The following is a 19,968-nucleotide window of genomic DNA, read 5'->3' on the forward strand; positions in this document are numbered from 1 at the left end:
AGCGAGACGCCCTCGACGGTGCGCTCGGCGCGGAGCGAGCTGTCGCCGCTCCAGCCGAGGTGGACGCCGTGCACGAGCCCGCGCTCCCAGCCGAAGCCGGGCGTGCCCGCGGCGAGGAGGAGGGTCGCGTCGGCGCCGGGGCGGCCGCGGCGGGTGCGGCGTGTGTGCTCGCCGATGGTCAGCGGGCGGCGCTGCGGGTGGCGCTCGCGGAGGTGGTGCCCGGTGGTGTCGAGGATCTCGCGCGCGGTCGCGGGGAGCGGGAAGCCGAGCTCGAAGCGCTCGAGGCGGAACGGGCGGGCGTCGAGGTTCTCGACTCGGGCGCGCTGGGTGAGCAGGCCGGCCGCGTCGACCTCGAGGTCCACGGTCAGGCGCACGCCCGCGCCGGTGGCGACGGTCCGGAGGGCGGAGCCGAGCGCCTCGATGCTCTCGACCTCGAACCGCTCCGACGCGGCCGCGCGCTCGTGGGTGCCCTCGAAGGTGGGGGCGTGCTGCCAGCCGTCGGCCTCGACGGCGACGAGGCCGAACGGCGCGAAGGCGTCGAGCCCGCCCGAGACGCGCTGGGGGAGGGCGGCGTCTGCCAGGGCGGATAGTTCGGCGGCGGAAAGATCTCCGAGCGCGGCGCCCCAGTGCACGATTGTGGGGAAGGTGACGAGGCGGGCGTCGACGACGACGCTAGTGCCCCCGTCCTGCAAGTGGAAGAGGCGCGATTCCCGGCCGGAGAGGGTCACGGAGTCGTTCGTGGGGGCGATGCTGCGGTGCATGGCTTATTTCTAGAGCAGAAGTAATAGGGGTGTCAAGAGCGGCGCGAGTGGCCGGATCTGTTCCTGGGGCGGCGCGCTACCGGTAGCTTTCTACCAGGCCGGAAAGAAGGAGCCCCGTGACCGACACCATCGTCGCCGAGGACGCCTCCGGGAGCTCCTCCGAGCTCCTGGCGCGCGAGGTCCTGATCCACGGTCCCGTCTCGCGGGCCGAGCTCGGCCGCCGCCTCGGCCTCTCGCCCGCCAGCCTGACCCGGCTCGCGCGCCCGTTCCTCGACGGCGGCCTGGTCGTCGAGGGCCCCGAGCAGAGCACCGGAGTCGGCCGCCCCGCCCGGCCGCTCGACATCCGCGCCGACGCGCTGAGCTTCGCGGGCGTGAAGATCACCGGCACCGAGGTCCTCGCCGTCCGCACCGACCTGCGTGCACGCACCGAGCGGGAGCTGGTCCGCCCGCTGCCGGGCACGGAGCCCGCCGACGTGATCGCCGCGATCGTCTCGGTCGTCGACGAGCTCGGCGGCCCCTCCGCCTTCGCCGGACTGGGCGTGACGCTCGGCGGGAGCATCGCCGCCGACGGCCGGGTGAGCCGCGCGCCGTTCCTCGGCTGGCGCGACGTCGACCTCGCCGCTCCGCTCTCCGCCGCCCTCGGGCTGCCGGTCGCCCTCGAGAACGACGTGGTCGCGCTCACGGGCGCCGAGCACTGGTTCGGGCGCGGCCGCGGCATCCCGCACTTCGCGGTGCTCACGGTCGGCGCGGGCGTCGGCTACGGACTGGTGGTGCACGACCGGGTGGTCGCGCCCCCGGAGGCGGGGCTCGGCCTGGGCGGCCACTACCCGCTGGATCCCACCGGCCCCGTCTGCGAGGCCGGCCACCGCGGCTGCTCGACCGCGATGCTCAGCCTGCCCTCGCTCCTCCGCCAGCTCTTCGTCGCCACCGGCCGCGAGCTGACCCTGGCCGAGGGCTTCGCCGCCGCTCGCGCGGGCGACCCCGGTGCCGAGCGCATCCTCGCCGACTCCGCCCGCGCGCTCGGGACGATGATCGCCGCGATCGGCAACCTCTCGATGTCCGGCACGGTGATCCTGGCCGGGGAGGGTGTCGCCCTCTACTCGGAGCAGGCCGCGGTGGTGGACGCCGCGATCGCGGCCACGCGCGACCCGGACGCTCCGCCCCTGGCGCTGCTCGTCGACGACGGCGGGCTCGTGGAGTGGGCGCGCGGCGCGGCGGCCGTCGCGATCCAGCGGCTGCTGCCGCGGATCGCGCTCGGGACGCTGGGGTAGCGGGGCTCCGCGGCGCGCGGGTGCTCGGGGTGCCGGGTCTCCGCGCCCAGTGGGCCGTCGGCACGCTCGCCCGGCGGGTCTCAGCGCCGCGGAGGCTCGGGATGTCGGCCCGGCGGGTGTCCGCTCCGGGCGGGTACCGGGACGCCGGCCTCGCGGGCTAGACGCCGAGCGCCGAGCCGGGCAGGTCGCTCTGCAGGCCGTCGACGATCCGGCCGAACGCCGCGATCGCCTGGTCGTCGCCGAGACGGCCGGAGTCGACTCCTCCGGCGATGCGCAGGACCTCGGTCCGGCGCTCCGCCCGCTCCACCGCGTCGAGCCCGGAGGCCCCGATCGCTGCGGATGCGCGCACTCGCGCGACGATCGTGCCGACGTGCCATCTGCCGCGTGCCATCTGTCTCCTCCTGAAATCCCCGCCTCTCTTCGGAGCGGACGCACACCCGGATGGGTGCGCGTCCCCGGGTCCTCACCCCCGTCGCTCCGGCGATGCGTCACGAACGGTCGTCATCCGGCCGCCGTGGCGACCGTTCGTGACGCATCGATCGAGCTGGGGAGGCGGAGCGCCCGCTCGCGGAGAGGGGGCCGGGGCGCCAGACTGACGGCGAGCGGAGGGAGGCACGATGCGACGCCTCCGCGCCCTCGCCGCCGCGCTGCTCCTCCTGCCCGCCCTCGCGGCCTGCGCGCCGGGAGGCGCGACGGGCGCCCCGAGCGGCACCGCGGCGGCCACCGTGGCTGCGACCACCGCCACCCCGTCTCAGGCCACCCCCGACCCGGCCCGCTCCTCCGCCGCGTCCGCCCCGGCTCCCGGGGTCACCGTCTCCGTCCAGCAGAACCGCTCCGACATCGCCGGCGGCACCATGGCCTTCGAGGTCCACAACGGCAGCGGCGCCCCGATCGAGGTCACCGCGGCCCGCCTCACGGACCCGCGCCTGGCCGCCCCGCTCTCCTGGACCGGCGGCACGGGCGTCCCCGACGGGACCTCGCGAGACCTCCGGGTCGACGTGCCCGAGCCCGCCTGCCCTGCCGCGGAGGCGCCCACCGCGCTCGAGGTCGTCCTCGCCATCGACGGCCACGGCGAGCACGCGTACCCCGCCGACGACCCGTTCTCGTTCGTCGACGCTCTCGCCCGGTCCGGATGCTTCGCCCGCAGCGTCGACGCCGACCTCGCCCTGCGGATCGACACGTCCGGAGGCGCCGCGCACGAGCCGGCGCGCCTCACGATCACCGCCGACGTCCGGGGTACCCCCCTCGTGCTCCGCAGCGTCGACGCCACGATCCTGCTGCAGCCGCCCGACGCCGCCGACGCCTGGACCCTCGACCGCTCCGTGCCCGCCGGGACCCTCGACTCCGTGGTCCTGAACGCCGTCCCCACCCGCTGCGACACCCACGCGCTCGTCGAGGACAAGGTCGGCACGCGCCTGCCGGTCACCGTCGAGACTGCGGGCCGGCAGGGCACCGTCGTCGTCGCCGCGACCCCCGAGCAGAAGGGCGAGCTCTACGCGTTCATCACCGCGTACTGCTCGTCCTGAGCAGGGGTGGCGGGCGGTCCGGGGACGCGGACGTCGGCGCCGCGGACGCGTCTCGCCGTCCACCTCGGCCGTCACTCGCCGCCGCTCGCCCGCATCGGCAGGTTGCGCCGTCGGCCGCGCCGAGCCGGTCCCGCCCGCCGTGGGACGAGCCCGGCCTGCCCCGCCCGCCGTGGGACGAGCCCGGCTTGCGCCGCCCGGTGGCTCGGCTCAGCCCGCTCGACTCAGCTCAGCCCGGTCCAGCCAGCGCCCCGCTCCGCTGTGCGCGCCCCAGCCGCGCCCGTCCGCTTCACGCCGGCGCCGTGCTCAGCGCCTGCAGCCCCGTCACCCGCAGCAGGTCGAGCCGCGCCTCGTCCTCGCTGCCCGGCGCCACCGTGTAGACGACGATCCGCAGGTCGGTGCCCGGAGCCGTGAGCACGTCGCAGTCGATCGTGATCGGTCCGACGGGCGTCCGCGTCACCGTCTTCCGGCTCGCGCGGTGCTCGGCGATGCGTGCCTCCGCCCAGCGCCGCTCGAACTCGGGCGACTCCTCCCGCAGCCGGGCGACGAGGGCGGCGAGCGCCGGATCGCGCGGGTAGCGTCCGGTCGCCGCGCGCAGGTCGGCCGCGAGGTCGCTCGCGAAGTCCTCCTCGTGCTGCGCGTCGAACTCGGTGCCGGCGTGGCCGGAGGTGAAGTGCCGCCAGACGAGGTTCCGCTCCAGCCCGGTGTACACCGAGGGGTCGCCGTTGAGGGCGGCCCAGAGCGGGTTCCACAGCAGGATGTCGTGGGCCGCCGTGAACACCGCGAGCGGCACGTCGCCCAGGCGGTCGACGATCCGCTGCACGCCCGGGCTCACGTGCTGCGGCACGACGCCCGGCGAGGGGACGGCGGCGCCAGCGACCCGGTAGAGGTGGTCGCGCTCGCTGTCCGTGAGCCGGAGCGCCACCGCGAGAGAGCGGAGCATCGACGGCGACGGGTTCCGTGCGCGTCCCTGCTCGAGCCGCACGAGGTAGTCGACGCTCACGCCCGAGAGCGCCGCCAGCTCCTCGCGGCGCAGGCCCGTGGCGCGGCGGCTCGAGCCCGCGGGCAGGCCGACGTCGGCGGGACGGATGCGGTCGCGCCACGAGCGCAGCACCGTGGCGAACTCCTCCATGCCGCCCATCCTCCTCCGCCCGCCGTCGCCGAGCCAGGTACTGCCGGTCCCCCCGTCGAGCGCGGCCTGGTCGAGGCCCGACGACCCGCGCAGGATGGGCCCATGACCACGACACTCATCACCGGAGCGAACCGCTCCCTCGGCCTCGAGACCGCCCGCCGACTCCTCGAGGTGGGCCACACCGTCTACGCCGGCATGCGCGACACCGCCGACGGCGACGCCGCCCGCGCGCTCGGCGCCCACCCCGTCCGCCTCGACGTCACCGATCAGGCGAGCGTCGACTCCGCGATCGCCTCCCTGCCCGGGCTCGACGTGCTCGTCAACAACGCCGGAGTGCTGGGCACCTCGTTCGGCGTCGACGACCTCACCCCGGAGGCGATGGCGGGCGTCCTCGAGACGAACGTCGTCGGCATCGTCCGCGTCACACAGGCCGCGCTCCCGCTGCTGCAGGCCTCCGCGGCCCCGGTCGTCGTGAACGTGGCGTCCGGAGTCGGCTGGCCGCGCTGGCTGAGCACCGAGGGCCACGACGAGTTCCCCGTCACCGCGATCCCCTACGCGGCATCGAAGGCGGCGGTCGTCGCGCTCACCGTGCAGTACGCGAAGAACCTGCCGGCGATGCGGATCAACGCGAGCGACCCCGGCTACACCGCGACCGACTTCAACGGACACGGCGGGCACCAGACCGTCACCGAGGGCACGGACGCGACCGTCGCGCTCGCCCTGCTCGGCTCCGACGGGCCGACGGGCGAGTTCCACGACCGGCGCGGGCGCATCGAGTACTGAGCGGCGGGGAGGGCGGGCGCGACCGGCCGGACACCGGCCCGGACCCGGCAGGCGTCCACGTGCCCGTTCGAGGAGCCGCTGCCCCGAGCGCGGCGTGCGTCCACGTGCGCGTTCGAGCAGATCCCGCCCCGACCCTACGTGCGTCCGCGCACGCCCGAGACGCGGTGAGGTCCCCGAACCCGCCCTCGGCGCACCGGCCAGCACATGGTGATGAGGTGTCCTGTCTGCGCGGTCACCGGTCCTCGGTGCTGGGCTGTGAGTGACGGCCGGAGCCGGGACGCTGCCCACCGCGTGACAGAGGGCCGGATGAACCGCCGGCCCGACGGTGCGTGCTCGCTCCGGTGCGCCTACCGACTCACCGCGTCTCGTGTCAGCTCTGCAGCTCGACCCCCCAGTTCGTCCTCTGGACGTCGGCGTCGAGCCCGCGCAGCTCGCGCGCCACGGCGTCCGCCTGCTCGCGCAGCTCCCGCACCGGCAGCGCGGGCAGGCGGCGCAGCTCGCTCCGGAGCTGGCGGTAGCCGCGCTCGCCGGCGGCCGCGTCGGCCGCGCGGGTCAGGAGGCTGTGCCGGGCGCGCAGGGCCTCGCGCCGGGCGAGCGCCGCGGTCAGCACCTCGCCGGTGGGAGTGGTCGCCGTCGCGTTGGTGAGGTTGATCGCCGTGACCAGCCGCTCGAGCTCGCCCAGTGCGCGCGTGCAGTCGGCGAGCAGCTCGGCCGGGTCCTCGGTCGGCTCCTCCCCCTCCTGGTAGGAGGCGTTCGCGACGATCCGCGACTGGAGGGCCTCGATCCGCTTCTGCAGGTCGGCCCGCTCGAGGAGTGCTTCGGCGAGAGTCATGCGACCAGGCAAGCACACATCGGCGCGACCCGCGCCCCTAGGCTGCGACCGTGCCGCTGCAGAACCATCCCGGAGACGTCGAGTTCCCCGTCCGACCCCGGCTGCGCTACGCGCGGGCGGCCGATGCGCACCGGCGCGGTCAGGGTGCCGGACGCCGCGCGCTCCTGGTGACCGCCTTCGCGGCTCCGGTGGGCCTGGTCGGCTTCGCGTGGGGGCTCGCGCTCGGCGGCGGCGAGAGCGTCGTCGCGATCACGGCGTTCGCGTTCGCTCTGGCCTTCGGGCTGCTCGCCGCCACGGTCGGCTTCCAGCAGTGGGATGCGCGCGCGCCGCGCCGCGAGCAGCTCGCGTACCTCGGCGCGGCCGGCTCGCCGACCCCGTCCCTCCGCCAGCAGCAGCTGCTCGCGCTCGACGCGGTCAGCGACTTCTCGTTCGCCGGCTGGAACTCCTCCCTCGCGTTCCAGCCCTCCTGGGCCGAGCTCCCGGAGGAGCTGCGGCGCCGCTACGCCGACGGAGCGAAGGGAGCGCCGTGGCAGCAGCTGCCGCTGCATCCGCTCGTCGAGCACCGGGTCGCGCTCGACCGCGACTTCCGCATCGCCTCGGCCGACGACGTGGAGCTGCTGGTCGCCGACGTGCTCACCCGCGGGCCGCTCTCGACCCGCTTCGCCGAGGTCTCGGCCTCCGCCGACGCCGAGCGGATGCGCTCCCGGGTCGCCGCGCTCACGGGCGGCAGCGAGTTCCACCTCCTCGAGCTCGCCCAGGCGGTCGACGGGCGTCCGCCGCTGCTCCTGCTCGCGGGCGACGCCGAGCGCACGATCGGCGCGATCCGCTACGCCTACGTCGCCGGCTACCTCCCGGCGGCGCGCGCCTGGGAGCTGCTGGCCGCGGTCGGCGACCGCGTCTTCGAGCGCTACTCCGGCTGGGACGCCTACTGGGCCGACGCGGCCCTCGCCATCGCCTTCCGCACCGACTCCCTCGGCGCGGTGCAGCACCACCATCGTCTGCGCGCGGAGCTCGCGGCCTCGGGGTGGCCGGCGGCGTCGGTGCCGTACCCGGGTTGACCGCGGGGCGGCTGCGGAGGCGGTGCCTCCGAGCCGGAGCTTCCGGACCGGAGGCGTGCGCCCGCGCATTTGTCGCCGGCCGCCGACAAGGCTGTCGACCCGGAGAGCTTCGCCCCCGGCGTCAGCCCAGCTTCGAGGCGGGCACCGTCTCGAGGTGGAGCAGGTCGCGGCGCAGGCGCTGCGAGCGGACGTAGCTGCTCAGCACGTGCTCGGGCGAGGGCGGGGAGTCACTCCCGCCGAGGAGGGCGCGCGCGGTCGTGAGGCGTGCGCGGCGGATCTCGTCGAACACGGTGGTGCCGTTCCGCGCGAAGGTGCGCTGCAGCGTCCGCTTCGGGACGCCGAGGCGCTCGCAGATCTCCTGGACCGAGAGGCGGGGGTCGGTGGACATCGCGGCGATCAGGGCGAGGGCGCGCGTGTAGACGTCCTCGCTGCTCTCGCGCGGCAGCGAGGTCGCCAGCACAGCGCCCGCCAGCTGCTCGACGGCGGCCCGCACCAGAGGGAAGGCGGGGGAGTCGGCGTCGAGGGTGGAGCCGAAGGTCGCGTTGACGGTCGAGAGCAGGATGCCGCGGCTGGCCGCGTCGGCCTCGGTGACGACGGCGCCACGGTCGGCCGAGTCGACCAGGCCCAGCAGCGGGCGGTCGAGGGCGATCTCGGTGCGGGCGCTCGGGGTGTCGGTCACGATCGTGAACGGGGAGTCGCAGTGGAGGAAGGCGATGGCACCCGGCGCGACGCGGACCTCGAGCGCCGCCGGATCGTCCGGCTGGATCACGATCGCGCCCTCGAGCGGGATGATCAGGCGGACGCCCGGGCCGATGGCGGAAGTGCGGTGCAGGCGGGCCGGCGAGTGCCAGATCCGGAGCACGTCGACGCCGTCGCTGCAGAGGGTGTCGGCCACGATGCGGAACGCGCCGTTCGCGCGGACGTCGACGCCGCTCTGGGCCAGCCACGCGGCCGCCGCGGTGTCCCGGCGGGACACCCCGCGATCGACGATCGGTCGGCTGCCTTCTGCGATTCCCCTCACGGCGGAGTCCTTTCCTCTGGCGCGTCCTCCGTACGACGCGATCCCTCTACCCTGGCCGATCCGGCCCGGTGGTGAGAAGTCTTCATGCGATCGCATCGTCGCTCACCTCCACCGCAAGGTGTCGGATCCCGCCATCGGGGGACGGAACCTGACCTCGGGAGTGCGCCTCGGATCGACGTGGACCTCGAGCGCGGCGACGTCGGTGAAGGGCCGGTCGTCGCTCGTGCGGCCCCGCAGCACGATGGAGTGGCGGAGCGTCCGGGGCGCCCGCAGCGGCGCGATCGTGTAGTGCGCGACGGCCACGAACCCCGCTCCCGGGGCGACCCGCTCGGGCCGGCCGACGACGGTGACCGGGGCCTCGTCGTAGTCGAGCTCGGCGCCCGAGCCGTCGGTGAAGGAGCCGCAGAACAGGGCGAGGTCGTGCAGGGCGGAGGTGCCGGAGTTGTGGAACTGCATCCAGAAGGTGATCACGGCGACGGAGCCGCACGCGGGCGCGAGCCGCACCGCGCTGCCGTCGAGGACGAGGTGCGGAGGCGCATCGAGCGTCGGAGCTCCGAGCATCAGCCGCGCCGCCTGACGCCCGCCGCCGGTGCGGCCACCGGTTCCGCTGCGCGTCCCGCCAGCTGCAGGAGGCCGCACGCGGCGACCACTCCGACGAGGGCGGCCGCCCAGCTCAGGTCCTGCTGGTCGAACTCCCGGAGGCGCGCCGGGACGCCCGTGAATCCGAGGATCCCCTGGGCCGCGGCGACGGTGGCGAAGGCGAGCAGCGCGGCCGTGGCGGCGACCGCGGCCGGGGCGGGCGGGTCGCCCTCCGAGTCCTGGGCGAAGCGGCGGACGGCGTGCGCGAGGGCGAGTGCGCAGAGGGCTGCGGCGACGAGGGCGGCCGCGGTGTAGGCCGGGCCGGCGGCCAGCAGGAGGAGGGCGCCGACGACGACCCGCACGCAGGCCGGGAGGACGCCGGGAGCGCTGCATCCGCGCGCGCCCGGGCCTCCGCCGAGGGCCGCGGCGCGGGCGCGGGACTCCTCGAGGCGCCTCCGGACGCCATGAGGACCAGCGGCGCGGAGCAGGGCGGTCGCGCCCGAGGCGAGCAGCGCGACGCCGACGAGCAGGGGGAAGACGAGGGCGGCGGCGGGCAGGGCGGGGGCGGCGTCGGCAGGGGTCATCGGGTCTCCTTCGGGGCGGGGACGGGGCGCGGCACCTCGATGATCCGTCCTCGCGGAGCGCCTCGGGAGGCCGGGCGCGAACGCTCACGAGGCAGGCGCGCCAGAACGTCAGAACGCGCCAGTGGACCGTGCCGCCGAGCTGTGCCAACGGCACCGCGGAACGTGCCACGCGCCTCCGAGTGCCCGCCGCGCGCCGTTTCGAGTCGGCCTACGCTCACCGGATGGACGAGGTGTGGGACGCGTACGGCGCGCGGGCGGAGGAGTACGCGGCGCTGCTCGGATCGGTCGACGCGGGGCCCGCGGCCGACCGCGAGCTGATCGGGTCGTGGGCCGACGGGCTGGAGGGCACGGTCGCCGATGTGGGCTGCGGGCCCGGGCACTGGACGGAGTTCCTCCAGCGCCGCGGAGCCGCCGCTATCGGCGTCGACCCGGTGCCGGAGTTCGTCGCTCTGGCGCGGGCGCGGTTCCCGGACGTCCCGTTCCGGCTCGGCTCGGCGCCCGAGCTCGACGTCGACGGCCTCGGGGGTGTTCTCTCGTGGTACTCGCTCATCCACCTGCCGCCGGCCGAGCTGCCCGGCGCGGTCGCGGCGCTCGCCGCGCACCTCCGACCGGGCGGAAGCCTGCTGATCGGCTTCTTCGAAGGGCCGCGCACGGAGGCGTTCGCGCACGCCGTCGCACCGGCGTGGTTCCATCCGCTCGCCGAGATGCGCGCCCTCGCCGAGCAGGCCTGCCTCGAGGTGACCCACTCGCTCCGCCGCAGCGCCCCCGGCGTCCGCGACCACGGCGAGCTGATCGCTGTACTCCCGCGCTGACGCCGAGCTGATCGCCGTCCGCCCACGCTGACGCCGAGCTGATCGCCGTCCGCCCGCGCTGACGCCGAGCTGATCGCCGGCCTGTGATCCGGACGCCGCCGACGCCGCGCTGGTTCCGTGCTGACGGCACCCGCTCCCGCTGGTCACCGGCGGCCGACGTCCCGGCCCACCGCATCCCCTCGAGACACCACCGCCCCGCCGGGACGCCGCCGTCTCAGCGGTGCCGCGGCGGTCTCGGCGGTGTCCCGGCGGACGAGGGCCCCCGCGCCTAGAGGCGGTCGGCGCGCCACTCCGTGGGGATCTCCTCGCCGCGGCGGAACGCCTCCTCCTCGCGCTCGCGCAGCTCGACGCGGCGGATCTTGCCCGAGATCGTCTTGGGCAGGGGGTGGAACTCGAGGCGCCGCACCCGCTCGAAGGAGGAGAGCAGCTCGCGGGTGTGGGCGAAGATCGCGCTCGCCGTCTCGGCGGTCGGCTCCCAGCCCTCGGCGAGAGTGACGTACGCCTTCACCACGCTGTGGCGCACCTCGTCCGGAGCCGGCACCACCGCGGACTCGGCGACGGCGGGGTGCTGCAGCAGCACGCTCTCGACCTCGAACGGCGAGATCTTGAAGTCGGAGGACTTGAAGATGTCGTCGGTGCGGCCCACGAAGGTGATCGTGCCGTCGACCGCGCGGACCGCCACGTCGCCGGTGTGGAAGTAGCCGTCGGCGCGGGCGCGCTCGGTGCGGTCCTCATCGCCGAGGTAGCCGGACATCAGGTTGACGGGCTCGACGGAGAGGTCGAGGCAGATCTCGCCGGTGGAGGCGGGCTCGCCGGTCAGCGGATCGACGAGGGCGATGGCGACGCCGGGCAGCGCGCGGCCCATCGCCCCGGGGACCACGGGGGCGCCGGGCGGGTTCGCGATGATCGCGGTGGTCTCGGTCTGGCCGTAGCCGTCGCGGATCGTGAGTCCCCACTCCCGCTCGACGGTCGCGATGACCTCGGGGTTGAGCGGCTCGCCCGCCGAGAGGATCTCGGTCAGCGCGCGCGGCTTCGCTCCCAGCGCCGACTGGATCAGCATCCGCCACACGGTCGGCGGCGCGCAGAACGTGGTGACCTCGGCCCGGTCGAGCTGCTCGTGCAGTGCGGTGGGGGAGAAGCGGCTGTAGTTGTAGACGAACACGGTCGCCTCGGCGTTCCACGGCGCGAAGAAGCAGCTCCACGCGTGCTTGCCCCAGCCCGGCGAGCTGATCGCCATGTGCACATCGCCCGGCTGCACGCCGAGCCAGTACATCGTGCTGAGGTGCCCCACGGGGTACGACTCGTGCGTGTGCACGACCATCTTGGGCTTCGAGGTGGTGCCGGAGGTGAAGTAGATCAGGCACGGATCGGAGCTCTGGACGACCACGGTCGGGCTGATGCCGAAGGGCTCGAGCGAGTCGGCGTAGTCGAGCCAGCCCTCGACGGCGCCGCCGACCGCGATGCGGCCGAAGCCGCCCTCCATCTCGTCGAACTTGGCGGTCTCGGAGGCGTCCGCGATGACGTGCGCGACCTCGCCGCGCTCGAGGCGGTCGGCCAGGTCGGCGGGTGAGAGCAGGGTCGTCGTGGGGAGGATGACCGCGCCGAGCTTCATGATCGCGAGCATCGACTCCCACAGCTCGAGGCGGTTGCCGAGCATGAGCATCACGTGATCGCCCTGCTCGACGCCGACCGAGTGGAGCCAGGCGGCGACCTCGTCGGAGCGCCAGCGCATCCGGTCGAAGGAGTACTTCTCCTCGGAGCCGTCCTCCTCCACGATCCAGAGGGCGGGGCGCTCGTTGCCGATGGCGATCGCGTCGAACCAGTCCACCGCCCAGTTGAAGCGGGGCCCGACGTCCGGCCACTGGAAGGCCTCGTTCGCGGCGACCGCATCGGTGCGGTGCTGCAGGAGGGTGTCGCGGGCGGCGCGGAAGCTCCCGGTGGGGTTCATGCATGTCTCCGTAGCGGTCGAGGTCCGGCCGCTGGCGGGACCGACCCCCATTCTGCTCCCGCCGCGGTGCCGGGTGCTGCGCGACGGAGGCCCGGTGGGGACGCACGTCGGAGGGAGCACCTGTGGAGGAGCGGCCGAGTCCGTCCCACGAACGACACGGCGTCAGCGGGAGAGCGGAGGGCTCGCCCGCCGCAGCAGGCGCTCCCTCCGCTCCCTCCGCGGGACCTCAGTACTTGATGGACTGACCGCCGTCGATCGGGAGGACGGTCGCGTTCACGTAGGAGGCGTCGTCGGAGAGGAGGAACGCGACGACCGAGGCGATCTCGTCGGCCTCGCCGTAGCGCTTGGTCGGGTTGACCTGGATGAACTCCTCGGCCGCCTTGCGCGGGTTCTGCGGGTCGAGCTGCTTCATCGAGTTCTCGACCATCGGGGTCCAGATGGCCCCGGGCGCGATCGCGTTGATGCGGATGCCGAACTCGCCGTACTCGATCGCGGAGTTGCGGGTGAGGCCGACGACGCCGTGCTTGGCGGCCGCGTAGCCGGACTGATTGCCGATCGCGGTGATGCCGCCGACGCTCGCGGTGTTGACGACCATGCCCGAGCCCTGCTCGCGCATCACCTTCAGCACCTTCTCGAGGCCGAGGAACACGCCCCGGAGGTTGATCGCGACGACCTTGTCGAACTCGTCGGCCGTGAAGTCCTCGGTGAGGTTCTGGCGGCCCTCGATGCCGGCGTTGTTGAAGAAGCCGTCGATGCGGCCGAACGCCTCGAGGGTGCGCGCGACGTAGGCGTCGACGTCCGCCTCCTTCGACACGTCGGCGAGGACGGTGATCGACTCGGTGCCCTCGGGCAGGACGTCGACCGTGGCGGCGAGGCCCTGCTCGGAGATGTCGACGAGGGCGAGCTTCGCGCCCTCCTGGGCGAGGCGGACGGCTGCGGCGCGGCCCAGGCCGGATCCGCCTCCGGTGATGAGGACGACGCGGTCGGTGAATCGGGTGCTGGTGGTGGTCATGACGACTCCTGCTCGAAGAGGGATGGACTCGGAGGCCGTGCGGTCGGCGAGTCCGTATCCATGCGTCTGCATGCAATTGACTCCACGATACGCCACAGGTGTCGGTTGAGTCTGAGTGCGCGGTCAGGGATGGAGTGATCCGGGCTGCGGGCGCCCGCGGTCGAGCCCGGTGGACCCTCACGAGCGGGGCCGCAGGATCCGACGCGAGCACTCGGGTTCTGGGCAGAGCCGCCGCCCCCCCCGACCCCGATTCGCCTGGCCGCCGCTTCCGGGCGACCGAGCCGCCCCGGCCGAGCAGGCGAGTCGCCGAGTCGCCGCCGATCCGCCGCATGCCCGCCTACAGGTGCGGCTGCCCCGTCGAGGCGCTCGTCCCGCCGTCCACGGCCAGGATCGCGCCGGTGATGTACGCCGCGTCCGCGCTGGCGAGGAACAGCACCGGCGGGGCGATGTCGTCCGGCTGCCCGGGGCGTCCGAGGGCGATGCGGTCGATGAAGGGCGCGAGCTCCTCGGGGGTCGAGGCCATCGACTCGGTCAGCGGCGTCTGCGTGAAGGCGGGCGCGACGGCGTTGACCCGCACACCGTGCGCGCCGAAGTCGAGGGCCAGCGACTGCACGAAGGTCGTGATCGCGCCCTTGGTCGCGTTGTAGGCGGCCTGGCCCCAGTCGCCGCGGATGCCCGACACGGAGGAGACGACGACGATGTTGCCGCGGCTCGCCTTGAGGTGCGGGAGCGCCGCCTTCACCGCGTAGAAGAGGGCGTCGACGTTCGTGGCGAAGAGCGAGCGCCAGGCGTCTTCCTCGACCTCCTCGATCGGGCCGCCGAGGTGGCCGGCCGCGTTGTTCACGAGGACGTCGATCCCGCCGAACCTCGCGACGGTGCCCTCGACGAGCGCGTCGACCTCGGCTCGGACCGAGACGTCGGTGGGCACGACCAGGACGCGCTCGGCCGGGAAGCCGGCGACGGTCTCCTCGAGCGTGGCGGGGGTGCGCCCGCCGACCGCGACGCTCGCGCCCTGCTCGAGGAAGGCGCGTGCGATGGAGCGGCCGATGCCGGAGCCGGCTCCGGTGACCAGGACGGTGCGTCCGGCGAAGGGGTAGGTGTTCGACGCGATCATGGCGGTGCCTTCCGGGTGCAGAGGGGCGGCTCGGCGGGGTGCGCCGGGTGCGGCGGGCGTCGGATCCGCCCGGTGCCGATCATCCGCGGCACCCGAGCGGATCGACGGGCCGCCGCGCCGGTACGGAGGAGCTCCCCATCGATCCGCAGCACGGCTCCCGACCCTGGCAACCGCCGCAGAGTGCGGTCCGCGGCCGCGCGGGCTCGGGTAGACCGGAGGGACGCCAGTGGACAGGGGGAACCACCATGGACACCACGAGAACGACCGCTCCGCGCCGGGCGACGGGGCTCCGGGCCGGACGGCGCGCGACCGTGCTGGGCGCCTCGGCACTGCTCGCGGCGCTCGCTCTGAGCGGCTGCACGAGCGGCGCCGACCAGGCGGAGGAGGCGACACCCGCCGTTCCCGGCACCGCTGCTCCGACGACCGCCGCTCCGACCGCGACGCCCACCGAGGCTCCGCTCGGGCCCGTGACGCTGCCCGAGGGCGCGACCGCCGCCGTGCGGTGGACCGATCAGGTCGGCCCCGTCGATCCGCAGACCGTGTACCTCAGCGGCGATCCGCTGCACATCACCGTCTCGGTCGCCTGCGACACCGCGAACGCCGAGGTGACGATCGAGGTCGTCGGCCTGATGACGAGCGGATCGTCCTGCGTCTACAGCCCGAGCACGACCCGCACCGGCACCGGAGGCGGCAACACGGGCACCATGCAGATCGCCGTCGAGCAGGACGCCGAGATCAGGGTGACGACGGTGCCGGACGACGCGCACTGGTCGGCCGCCGTCTCGACCGGGGCCCGGACGGTCCCCGGACCCTGACGCCGGCCTGCGCGCTCACGAGAACACAGAAGTCGCGGTGGTCGAGCGCGGACACCGCGACGTCTGCGTTCTCGAGTCGCCCGGGGCGTCAGCCGATCGGGACGCCGAGCTCGGCCATGAACGGCACGGCGTCGACCGCCTCGCCGTCGACCCGCGTCTCGAAGTGCAGGTGGCAGCCGGTCGAGGCGCCGGTCGAGCCGCGCAGCGCGATGACCTGGCCGACGGTGACGGTCTCGCCGACCGACACCATCAGCTCGCTGTTGTGGGCGTAGCCGGTCTCGATGCCGCCGCCGTTGTCGAGCAGGATCCAGTTGCCGTAGCTGCCCTGGTACGACGCCTCCTCGACGGTGCCGCTGGAGGCCGCGAGGACGGGAGTGCCGCAGGCGCCGGCGAGATCGGTGCCCTTGTGGAACAGGTTCACGCCGGCGACCGGCGCGTCGGGGCGGGGGCCGTAGCTGCTGCTGATGTGACCGGAGATCGGGACGACCCACGCTCCGGACGCTCCGGCGGCGGCCGCGGTCGACTCGCCGGAGGTGGCGGTGATCGCGTCGAGGGACGCGGTGGGCACGAGGACCTCGGGCTTGGCCTCGGCGGCGAAGGCGTCGCGGGTGACGCTCTGCTGCACGACTCCGGCCGCCACGAAGCTCTGCGGGCGGGCCGCGGCGACGGCGGTGGCCGTGTCGCGGGTCAGCTCGGAGTCGGCGGTGCCGCCCACGGCGAACGCGGGCATCGTCGACGTGATCGCGATGCCGGCCACGAGGGTCATCGCGGCGACGGCGGAGACGCGGGGTCGCGACGGGCCGCGGGAGGTGCGGCGGCTGCGGGACTCCTGCTCACGGAGCGAGCGACGGGTCGGGAGGGCGGACGGACTGCCGGTCTCGGCTCCTGCGGGGGTGGGAGTCGAGGCGCGTGACGAACGGTGCATGCAGAGGAGGTTCCAGGTCTGCCGACGCTCGAGGGGGGAGGCGAGCGCCGGGTGGGGCAGTGGGGCTGATCGCACGGCTGAGCCGATGCGACCCTCCAAACTACCCGCGTTCCGCCGGATCCGACCTGAGAGAAACCTCCGGAGTCAAGCGGTTGAGCGCATCGATCGGCTCTCGATCCGGAGCGGCGGGGGTGCGCCGGGTCGCCGGTGGGCGTGCTCAGCGGTCGGCGGTGAAGACCAGCAGGGCGATCACACCGGCGACCGTCGCCGCGACTCCGGAGCCCAGGCGCCACCACATCCACTTGTCGCGCCTGGGCCCGCGCACGGGACGCCGGAGGCCGGCGCGGCCCTGGTAGCCGCCGGGATCGTGCTGGAAGACCATGCCCCCAGCCTGCCGAACCCGCGCCCGTCGTGGGGTCACTCGCCCGCGACTCCCAGCCGCGAACGGCGCCGCAGGGCTAGAGCGAGAGCCGAGGAGAAAGGAGGAGAGGCGGCGACCAGGGGGAAGGGGAGGCGGGACGGCACGGGCGCAGAACGGCCGCCGCCCGCGCGCCTAGCGCGGCCCGCGCGCGCTCGCCAGCGGGTTCGCGGGGCGGGTGCCGCTCGGTAGCGTGGGGGAGTCGGCCGGAGCGGTCGACGAGCGGAGGAGCGGACATGGCCGGGACCGGCAAGGACAAGGACGCACGCGACAAGGCGGCGCAGAAGCGCGCGAAGAAGGCGCTGAAGAAGGCCGAGAAGTCGGTGCGCGCGGCGCACGAGGCGGTCCGCGACTCCAGCAAGAAGCTGCGCAAGAAGGCCCGCAAGCTGGCCGAGCAGACCGAGAAGCTCAAGCGGACCCAGGAGAAGGCGGCGAAGAAGGCGGCCGCGGCCGAGAACCGCCCGACCACGCCGAAGCACGCCGCCGAGCCGGCGGTCGGCGCCCTCGACCTCACCCCGCCGCTTCCCGGCTCGCAGGAGCCCGCCGAGGATCAGGAGTCCGCCGAGGACGCCGGTGCCGCGGCCGGGTCCGCCGCACAGCCGGAGCCGGCCCCCGACTCCGACCCCGCGCACACCCCGGACCTCACCCCGCCGATGCCGCGCTCGGCCTCCTGAGCGCACCCGTCTGAGCGCCGCATGCCGGTGCGGGCTCAGGAGAATCGCACCCGCCGATGCGCCGCCCGCCTGAAAATCCGCACAGGGTACTCGGGCGGGCGTGCCCCGCGAGGTGAACAGCAGGTGAAGCCTCGCGACCACGCCGGAACGCCTCCCGCCGCGGGAGCATCATGTCTGCGTGGATCCCTTCATCCTGCTCGCGCTCGTCGTCGTCACTGCCCTCGCCTTCGACTTCACCAACGGCTTCCATGACACGGCGAACGCGATGGCCACGTCCATCGCGACCGGTGCCCTGAAGCCCCGCACCGCCGTCGCCCTCTCGGCGTCGCTGAACCTCGTCGGTGCGTTCCTCAGCATCGAGGTGGCGCTGACCGTCACCAACGCGGTCGTGAAGATCCAGGACTCCTCGGGCGCACCCGATCCGGCGCTGCTCGAGGACGGCGGATCCGCTCTGCTGCTGATCGTGCTGGCCGGCCTCATCGGCGGCATCGTCTGGAACCTGCTGACCTGGCTGCTCGGCCTTCCCTCGAGCTCGTCGCACGCCCTCTTCGGCGGCCTGATCGGCTCCGCTCTCGCGGGCCTCGGTCTCAACGGCGTCAACTGGGCCGGCGACGGCACGAAGCTCGACGGCGTCGTCGGCAAGGTGATCCTCCCGGCGCTGATGTCGCCCGTGCTCGCCGGAGCGGTCGCGGCGATCGGCACCTGGCTCGTCTTCCGGGTGATCGGCAACCTCGCCGAGAAGAGCCTCCACCGCGGCTTCCGCTTCGGTCAGATCGGCAGCGCCTCCCTCGTCTCGCTCGCGCACGGCACCAACGACGCGCAGAAGACCATGGGAGTGATCACGCTCGCGCTGATCGCGGCCGGCGGCTGGAGCGACACCGAGTCGGTCCCCTTCTGGGTCAAGCTCAGCTGCGCGCTGGCCATCTCGCTCGGCACCTACATCGGCGGCTGGCGGATCATCCGCACCGTCGGCAAGGGCCTCGTCGAGATCGACACCCCGCAGGGCATGGCCGCCGAGAGCGCCTCCGCCGCGGTCATCCTCGCCTCCAGCCACCTCGGCTTCGCCCTCTCGACCACCCACGTCGCGACCGGTTCGATCCTCGGCTCCGGAGTCGGCCGCCCCGGAGCGCAGGTGCGCTGGCGCGTGGCGCTGCGCATGGTGATCGCCTGGGTCATCACCCTCCCGGCCGCCGCCCTCGTCGGCGCCGTGATGTGGTGGATCGGCCACCTCGTCGGAGGCGCGGCAGGCGGCCTCCTGATGGCCGCGATCCTCGTCGCCGTCGCCTCCCTCATCTACATCCGCTCGCGCCGCGACAGCATCGGCGCGCACAACGTCAACGACGAGTGGCAGGACGCGGCGGCACGCCCCGCGCCCGAGACCGCCGGCGTCTGAGCGAAAGGATCCGCACCGTGCTCTCCCTCTTCCTCTCCGCCGCCGGCCAGGTGGCCCTCGTCGCCGTGCTCCTCGGAGCGGGCCTGCCCGTGCTCTTCGCCGTCGGCGTCCGCTCCTTCGCCGTCGCCGCCGGTGCTCCCGCCTCGGGCGGGTCGGACGCCCCCGCGGTCCGGAGCGGTCTGCCCGCCCCGGTGCTGCGCGGGATCGGCGTGCTCTGCTTCGCCCTCGTCGTCGGCTCCGTCGTGATCGGCCTGAGCGTCATCATCGCGACGGGTCTCGGCCAGTCGGTGAGCTTCGAGCACGTGATCCCGACCTTCGTGCCCAAGGGCTGAGCATGGCCTCGACCGATCCGATCGCGGCGCGGGAGGGGATCGTCGCCCGCGTGGTCGGCTGGCTGCGCGCGGGCTACCCGTCGGGCGTGCCGGAGCAGGACTACCTCCCGCTGCTGGGCCTGCTGCGCCGCAGCCTCACGACGGACGAGGTCGAGCAGGTCGTCGCGCGGCTCCTGTCGGAGTCGGAGCGGGCCGAGACGGTCGTCTCACGGGCCGTGGTGCGCGAGCGGATCGAGCAGCTGCTGCTCGGACCGGCGATGCCCGAGGACGTCGCCCGCGTCTCCTCGCGGCTCGCGAGCGCGGGCTGGCCGCTGGCGGGCCCGGAGTCGCTGGCCGAGCCGGACACCCGCGAGGGCCTGGTCGCGCGCATCGTCCGCTGGCTGCGCGCCGGCTATCCGGCCGGGCTGCCCGAGCAGGACTTCGTGCCGCTGCTGGCGCTCCTCCGCCGCCGTCTGAGCGACGAGGAGGTGGCCGAGGTGGCCGCCGGTCTCGCCGCCGACGCGCCCGCCTCCCGCGCGGACGTCGGCACCGCGATCGCCGGAGTGACCTCGGAGCTGCCCTCGGAGGAGGACATCGAGCGCGTGCGCCGGTCGCTGGCCGCGCTGGGCTGGCCGGAGGAGTTCGCGAGCTGACGCGCCGCGGCCCGGGTCTCGGGCCGCAGGAGTCCGCGTGCCGATCCGCCGCTGTCGCCGGCGATCCGGCCGGAGAGGCCGCCGGCCGACCGCGCCGCGATCCCGGGCGGTCCAGCCGTTGAAGGGTGACCCCGCCGGGACCAGGACGTGGACGCAGTGGCGGGCTGGGCCCGCCGTGAGCGGGCGGGACGAGCGCTGGAGCGTGTCCTCGGGCGGGCGACAGGCGGCCGCCCGGTCGGCAGGGGAGTCGCGGGGTCACGACGCGCGCCGTCCGCCGTCCTAGGTTCGGCCCGGGTCCGGATCGGCTGCGCAGCCGGCTGCCGGACCGCAGCCCGACCGGAAGGACACC

22 protein-coding genes are annotated in these 19,968 nt (G+C 74.5%); 10 read left to right on the forward strand and 12 right to left on the reverse strand.

Going from position 1 to position 19,968, the window contains the following annotated elements:
- The coding region (locus C5C50_RS14085; protein WP_308471837.1) for a glycoside hydrolase family 36 N-terminal domain-containing protein at positions 1-761 on the reverse strand (761 nt) is incomplete at its 3' end.
- A gap of 116 nt (positions 762-877) precedes the next feature.
- On the opposite strand from C5C50_RS14085, the gene C5C50_RS14090 reads away from it, so the two are divergent.
- Complete coding sequence (locus tag C5C50_RS14090; RefSeq protein ID WP_104273722.1) at positions 878-2,032, forward strand: ROK family transcriptional regulator; 1,155 nt, start codon at positions 878-880, stop codon at positions 2,030-2,032.
- A gap of 157 nt (positions 2,033-2,189) precedes the next feature.
- Here the strand turns inward: C5C50_RS14090 and C5C50_RS14095 are convergent, their stop codons facing one another.
- A complete protein-coding gene (locus C5C50_RS14095; protein WP_104269771.1) occupies positions 2,190-2,423 on the reverse strand; it encodes a hypothetical protein in 234 nt (77 codons plus the stop codon).
- Positions 2,424-2,649: 226 nt separating this feature from the next.
- Between C5C50_RS14095 and C5C50_RS14100 the strand changes: the two genes are divergently transcribed.
- Positions 2,650-3,558: a hypothetical protein gene (locus tag C5C50_RS14100; protein ID WP_104273723.1), complete on the forward strand. Its 909-nt coding sequence runs from the start codon at positions 2,650-2,652 to the stop codon at positions 3,556-3,558.
- A gap of 286 nt (positions 3,559-3,844) precedes the next feature.
- Here C5C50_RS14100 and C5C50_RS14105 read toward each other — a convergent pair whose 3' ends face one another.
- Positions 3,845-4,687 (reverse strand): helix-turn-helix transcriptional regulator, encoded by an 843-nt coding sequence (locus C5C50_RS14105; RefSeq protein WP_104273724.1) that lies wholly within the window; start codon positions 4,685-4,687, stop codon positions 3,845-3,847.
- Positions 4,688-4,789: 102 nt separating this feature from the next.
- Here C5C50_RS14105 and C5C50_RS14110 point away from each other — a divergent pair, with 102 nt between their 5' ends.
- Complete coding sequence (locus tag C5C50_RS14110) at positions 4,790-5,470, forward strand: SDR family NAD(P)-dependent oxidoreductase (RefSeq protein WP_104273725.1); 681 nt, start codon at positions 4,790-4,792, stop codon at positions 5,468-5,470.
- A 370-nt stretch (positions 5,471-5,840) separates the two neighbouring features.
- Here C5C50_RS14110 and C5C50_RS14115 read toward each other — a convergent pair whose 3' ends face one another.
- Positions 5,841-6,302 carry a DIP1984 family protein gene (locus tag C5C50_RS14115; protein ID WP_104224023.1) on the reverse strand — a complete coding sequence of 154 codons (462 nt, stop codon included), beginning with the start codon at positions 6,300-6,302 and terminating at the stop codon, positions 5,841-5,843.
- A 50-nt stretch (positions 6,303-6,352) separates the two neighbouring features.
- Here C5C50_RS14115 and C5C50_RS14120 point away from each other — a divergent pair, with 50 nt between their 5' ends.
- Positions 6,353-7,360: a DUF1266 domain-containing protein gene (locus C5C50_RS14120; protein WP_104273726.1), complete on the forward strand. Its 1,008-nt coding sequence runs from the start codon at positions 6,353-6,355 to the stop codon at positions 7,358-7,360.
- A gap of 121 nt (positions 7,361-7,481) precedes the next feature.
- Here the strand turns inward: C5C50_RS14120 and C5C50_RS14125 are convergent, their stop codons facing one another.
- The 3 genes from C5C50_RS14125 to C5C50_RS17085 all read right to left on the reverse strand — a co-directional run bounded on the left by C5C50_RS14125 (position 7,482) and on the right by C5C50_RS17085 (position 9,544).
- Positions 7,482-8,336 carry a helix-turn-helix domain-containing protein gene (locus C5C50_RS14125; RefSeq protein WP_146084671.1) on the reverse strand — a complete coding sequence of 285 codons (855 nt, stop codon included), beginning with the start codon at positions 8,334-8,336 and terminating at the stop codon, positions 7,482-7,484.
- Between the two features lie 147 nt (positions 8,337-8,483).
- Positions 8,484-8,942: a hypothetical protein gene (locus C5C50_RS14130; RefSeq protein ID WP_104227480.1), complete on the reverse strand. Its 459-nt coding sequence runs from the start codon at positions 8,940-8,942 to the stop codon at positions 8,484-8,486.
- Positions 8,942-9,544 (reverse strand): hypothetical protein, encoded by a 603-nt coding sequence (locus tag C5C50_RS17085; protein WP_104273727.1) that lies wholly within the window; start codon positions 9,542-9,544, stop codon positions 8,942-8,944. The genes C5C50_RS14130 and C5C50_RS17085 overlap by 1 nt, the downstream gene beginning before the upstream one ends.
- A gap of 221 nt (positions 9,545-9,765) precedes the next feature.
- On the opposite strand from C5C50_RS17085, the gene C5C50_RS14140 reads away from it, so the two are divergent.
- Positions 9,766-10,356 carry a trans-aconitate 2-methyltransferase gene (locus C5C50_RS14140; RefSeq protein ID WP_104273734.1) on the forward strand — a complete coding sequence of 197 codons (591 nt, stop codon included), beginning with the start codon at positions 9,766-9,768 and terminating at the stop codon, positions 10,354-10,356.
- Positions 10,357-10,624: 268 nt separating this feature from the next.
- On the opposite strand, the gene C5C50_RS14145 is transcribed toward C5C50_RS14140, so the two are convergent.
- The 3 genes from C5C50_RS14145 to C5C50_RS14155 form a co-directional block, all read right to left on the reverse strand.
- Positions 10,625-12,304: an AMP-binding protein gene (locus tag C5C50_RS14145; protein ID WP_104273728.1), complete on the reverse strand. Its 1,680-nt coding sequence runs from the start codon at positions 12,302-12,304 to the stop codon at positions 10,625-10,627.
- 226 nt (positions 12,305-12,530) lie between these two features.
- Positions 12,531-13,388 carry a glucose 1-dehydrogenase gene (locus C5C50_RS14150; RefSeq protein ID WP_104273729.1) on the reverse strand — a complete coding sequence of 286 codons (858 nt, stop codon included), beginning with the start codon at positions 13,386-13,388 and terminating at the stop codon, positions 12,531-12,533.
- Between the two features lie 265 nt (positions 13,389-13,653).
- Positions 13,654-14,430 carry an SDR family NAD(P)-dependent oxidoreductase gene (locus C5C50_RS14155; protein ID WP_258067775.1) on the reverse strand — a complete coding sequence of 259 codons (777 nt, stop codon included), beginning with the start codon at positions 14,428-14,430 and terminating at the stop codon, positions 13,654-13,656.
- A gap of 245 nt (positions 14,431-14,675) precedes the next feature.
- Here C5C50_RS14155 and C5C50_RS14160 point away from each other — a divergent pair, with 245 nt between their 5' ends.
- Positions 14,676-15,245, forward strand: a complete 570-nt coding sequence (locus C5C50_RS14160) for a hypothetical protein (protein WP_104257450.1) — start codon at positions 14,676-14,678, stop codon at positions 15,243-15,245.
- 88 nt (positions 15,246-15,333) lie between these two features.
- On the opposite strand, the gene C5C50_RS14165 is transcribed toward C5C50_RS14160, so the two are convergent.
- Both C5C50_RS14165 and C5C50_RS17090 read right to left on the reverse strand, forming a co-directional pair.
- The gene (locus C5C50_RS14165) at positions 15,334-16,170 is read right to left on the reverse strand and encodes a M23 family metallopeptidase (RefSeq protein WP_104257449.1); all 837 of its coding nucleotides are present in this window, start codon (positions 16,168-16,170) and stop codon (positions 15,334-15,336) included.
- Between the two features lie 217 nt (positions 16,171-16,387).
- Positions 16,388-16,552 (reverse strand): hypothetical protein, encoded by a 165-nt coding sequence (locus tag C5C50_RS17090; protein ID WP_159940529.1) that lies wholly within the window; start codon positions 16,550-16,552, stop codon positions 16,388-16,390.
- 272 nt (positions 16,553-16,824) lie between these two features.
- On the opposite strand from C5C50_RS17090, the gene C5C50_RS14170 reads away from it, so the two are divergent.
- From C5C50_RS14170 to C5C50_RS14185, 4 genes are all read left to right on the forward strand, one after another.
- Positions 16,825-17,262 carry a hypothetical protein gene (locus tag C5C50_RS14170; RefSeq protein ID WP_104273730.1) on the forward strand — a complete coding sequence of 146 codons (438 nt, stop codon included), beginning with the start codon at positions 16,825-16,827 and terminating at the stop codon, positions 17,260-17,262.
- 178 nt (positions 17,263-17,440) lie between these two features.
- Positions 17,441-18,655 (forward strand): inorganic phosphate transporter, encoded by a 1,215-nt coding sequence (locus C5C50_RS14175; protein ID WP_104224012.1) that lies wholly within the window; start codon positions 17,441-17,443, stop codon positions 18,653-18,655.
- 17 nt (positions 18,656-18,672) lie between these two features.
- Positions 18,673-18,987, forward strand: a complete 315-nt coding sequence (locus C5C50_RS14180; RefSeq protein WP_104227380.1) for a hypothetical protein — start codon at positions 18,673-18,675, stop codon at positions 18,985-18,987.
- Between the two features lie 2 nt (positions 18,988-18,989).
- Positions 18,990-19,619 (forward strand): DUF3349 domain-containing protein, encoded by a 630-nt coding sequence (locus tag C5C50_RS14185; protein WP_104224010.1) that lies wholly within the window; start codon positions 18,990-18,992, stop codon positions 19,617-19,619.
- The last annotated feature ends 349 nt before the right edge of the window (positions 19,620-19,968 follow it).

It is taken from the genome of Rathayibacter sp. AY1D9, from assembly GCF_002932395.1.
Lineage (GTDB): Bacteria > Actinomycetota > Actinomycetes > Actinomycetales > Microbacteriaceae > Rathayibacter.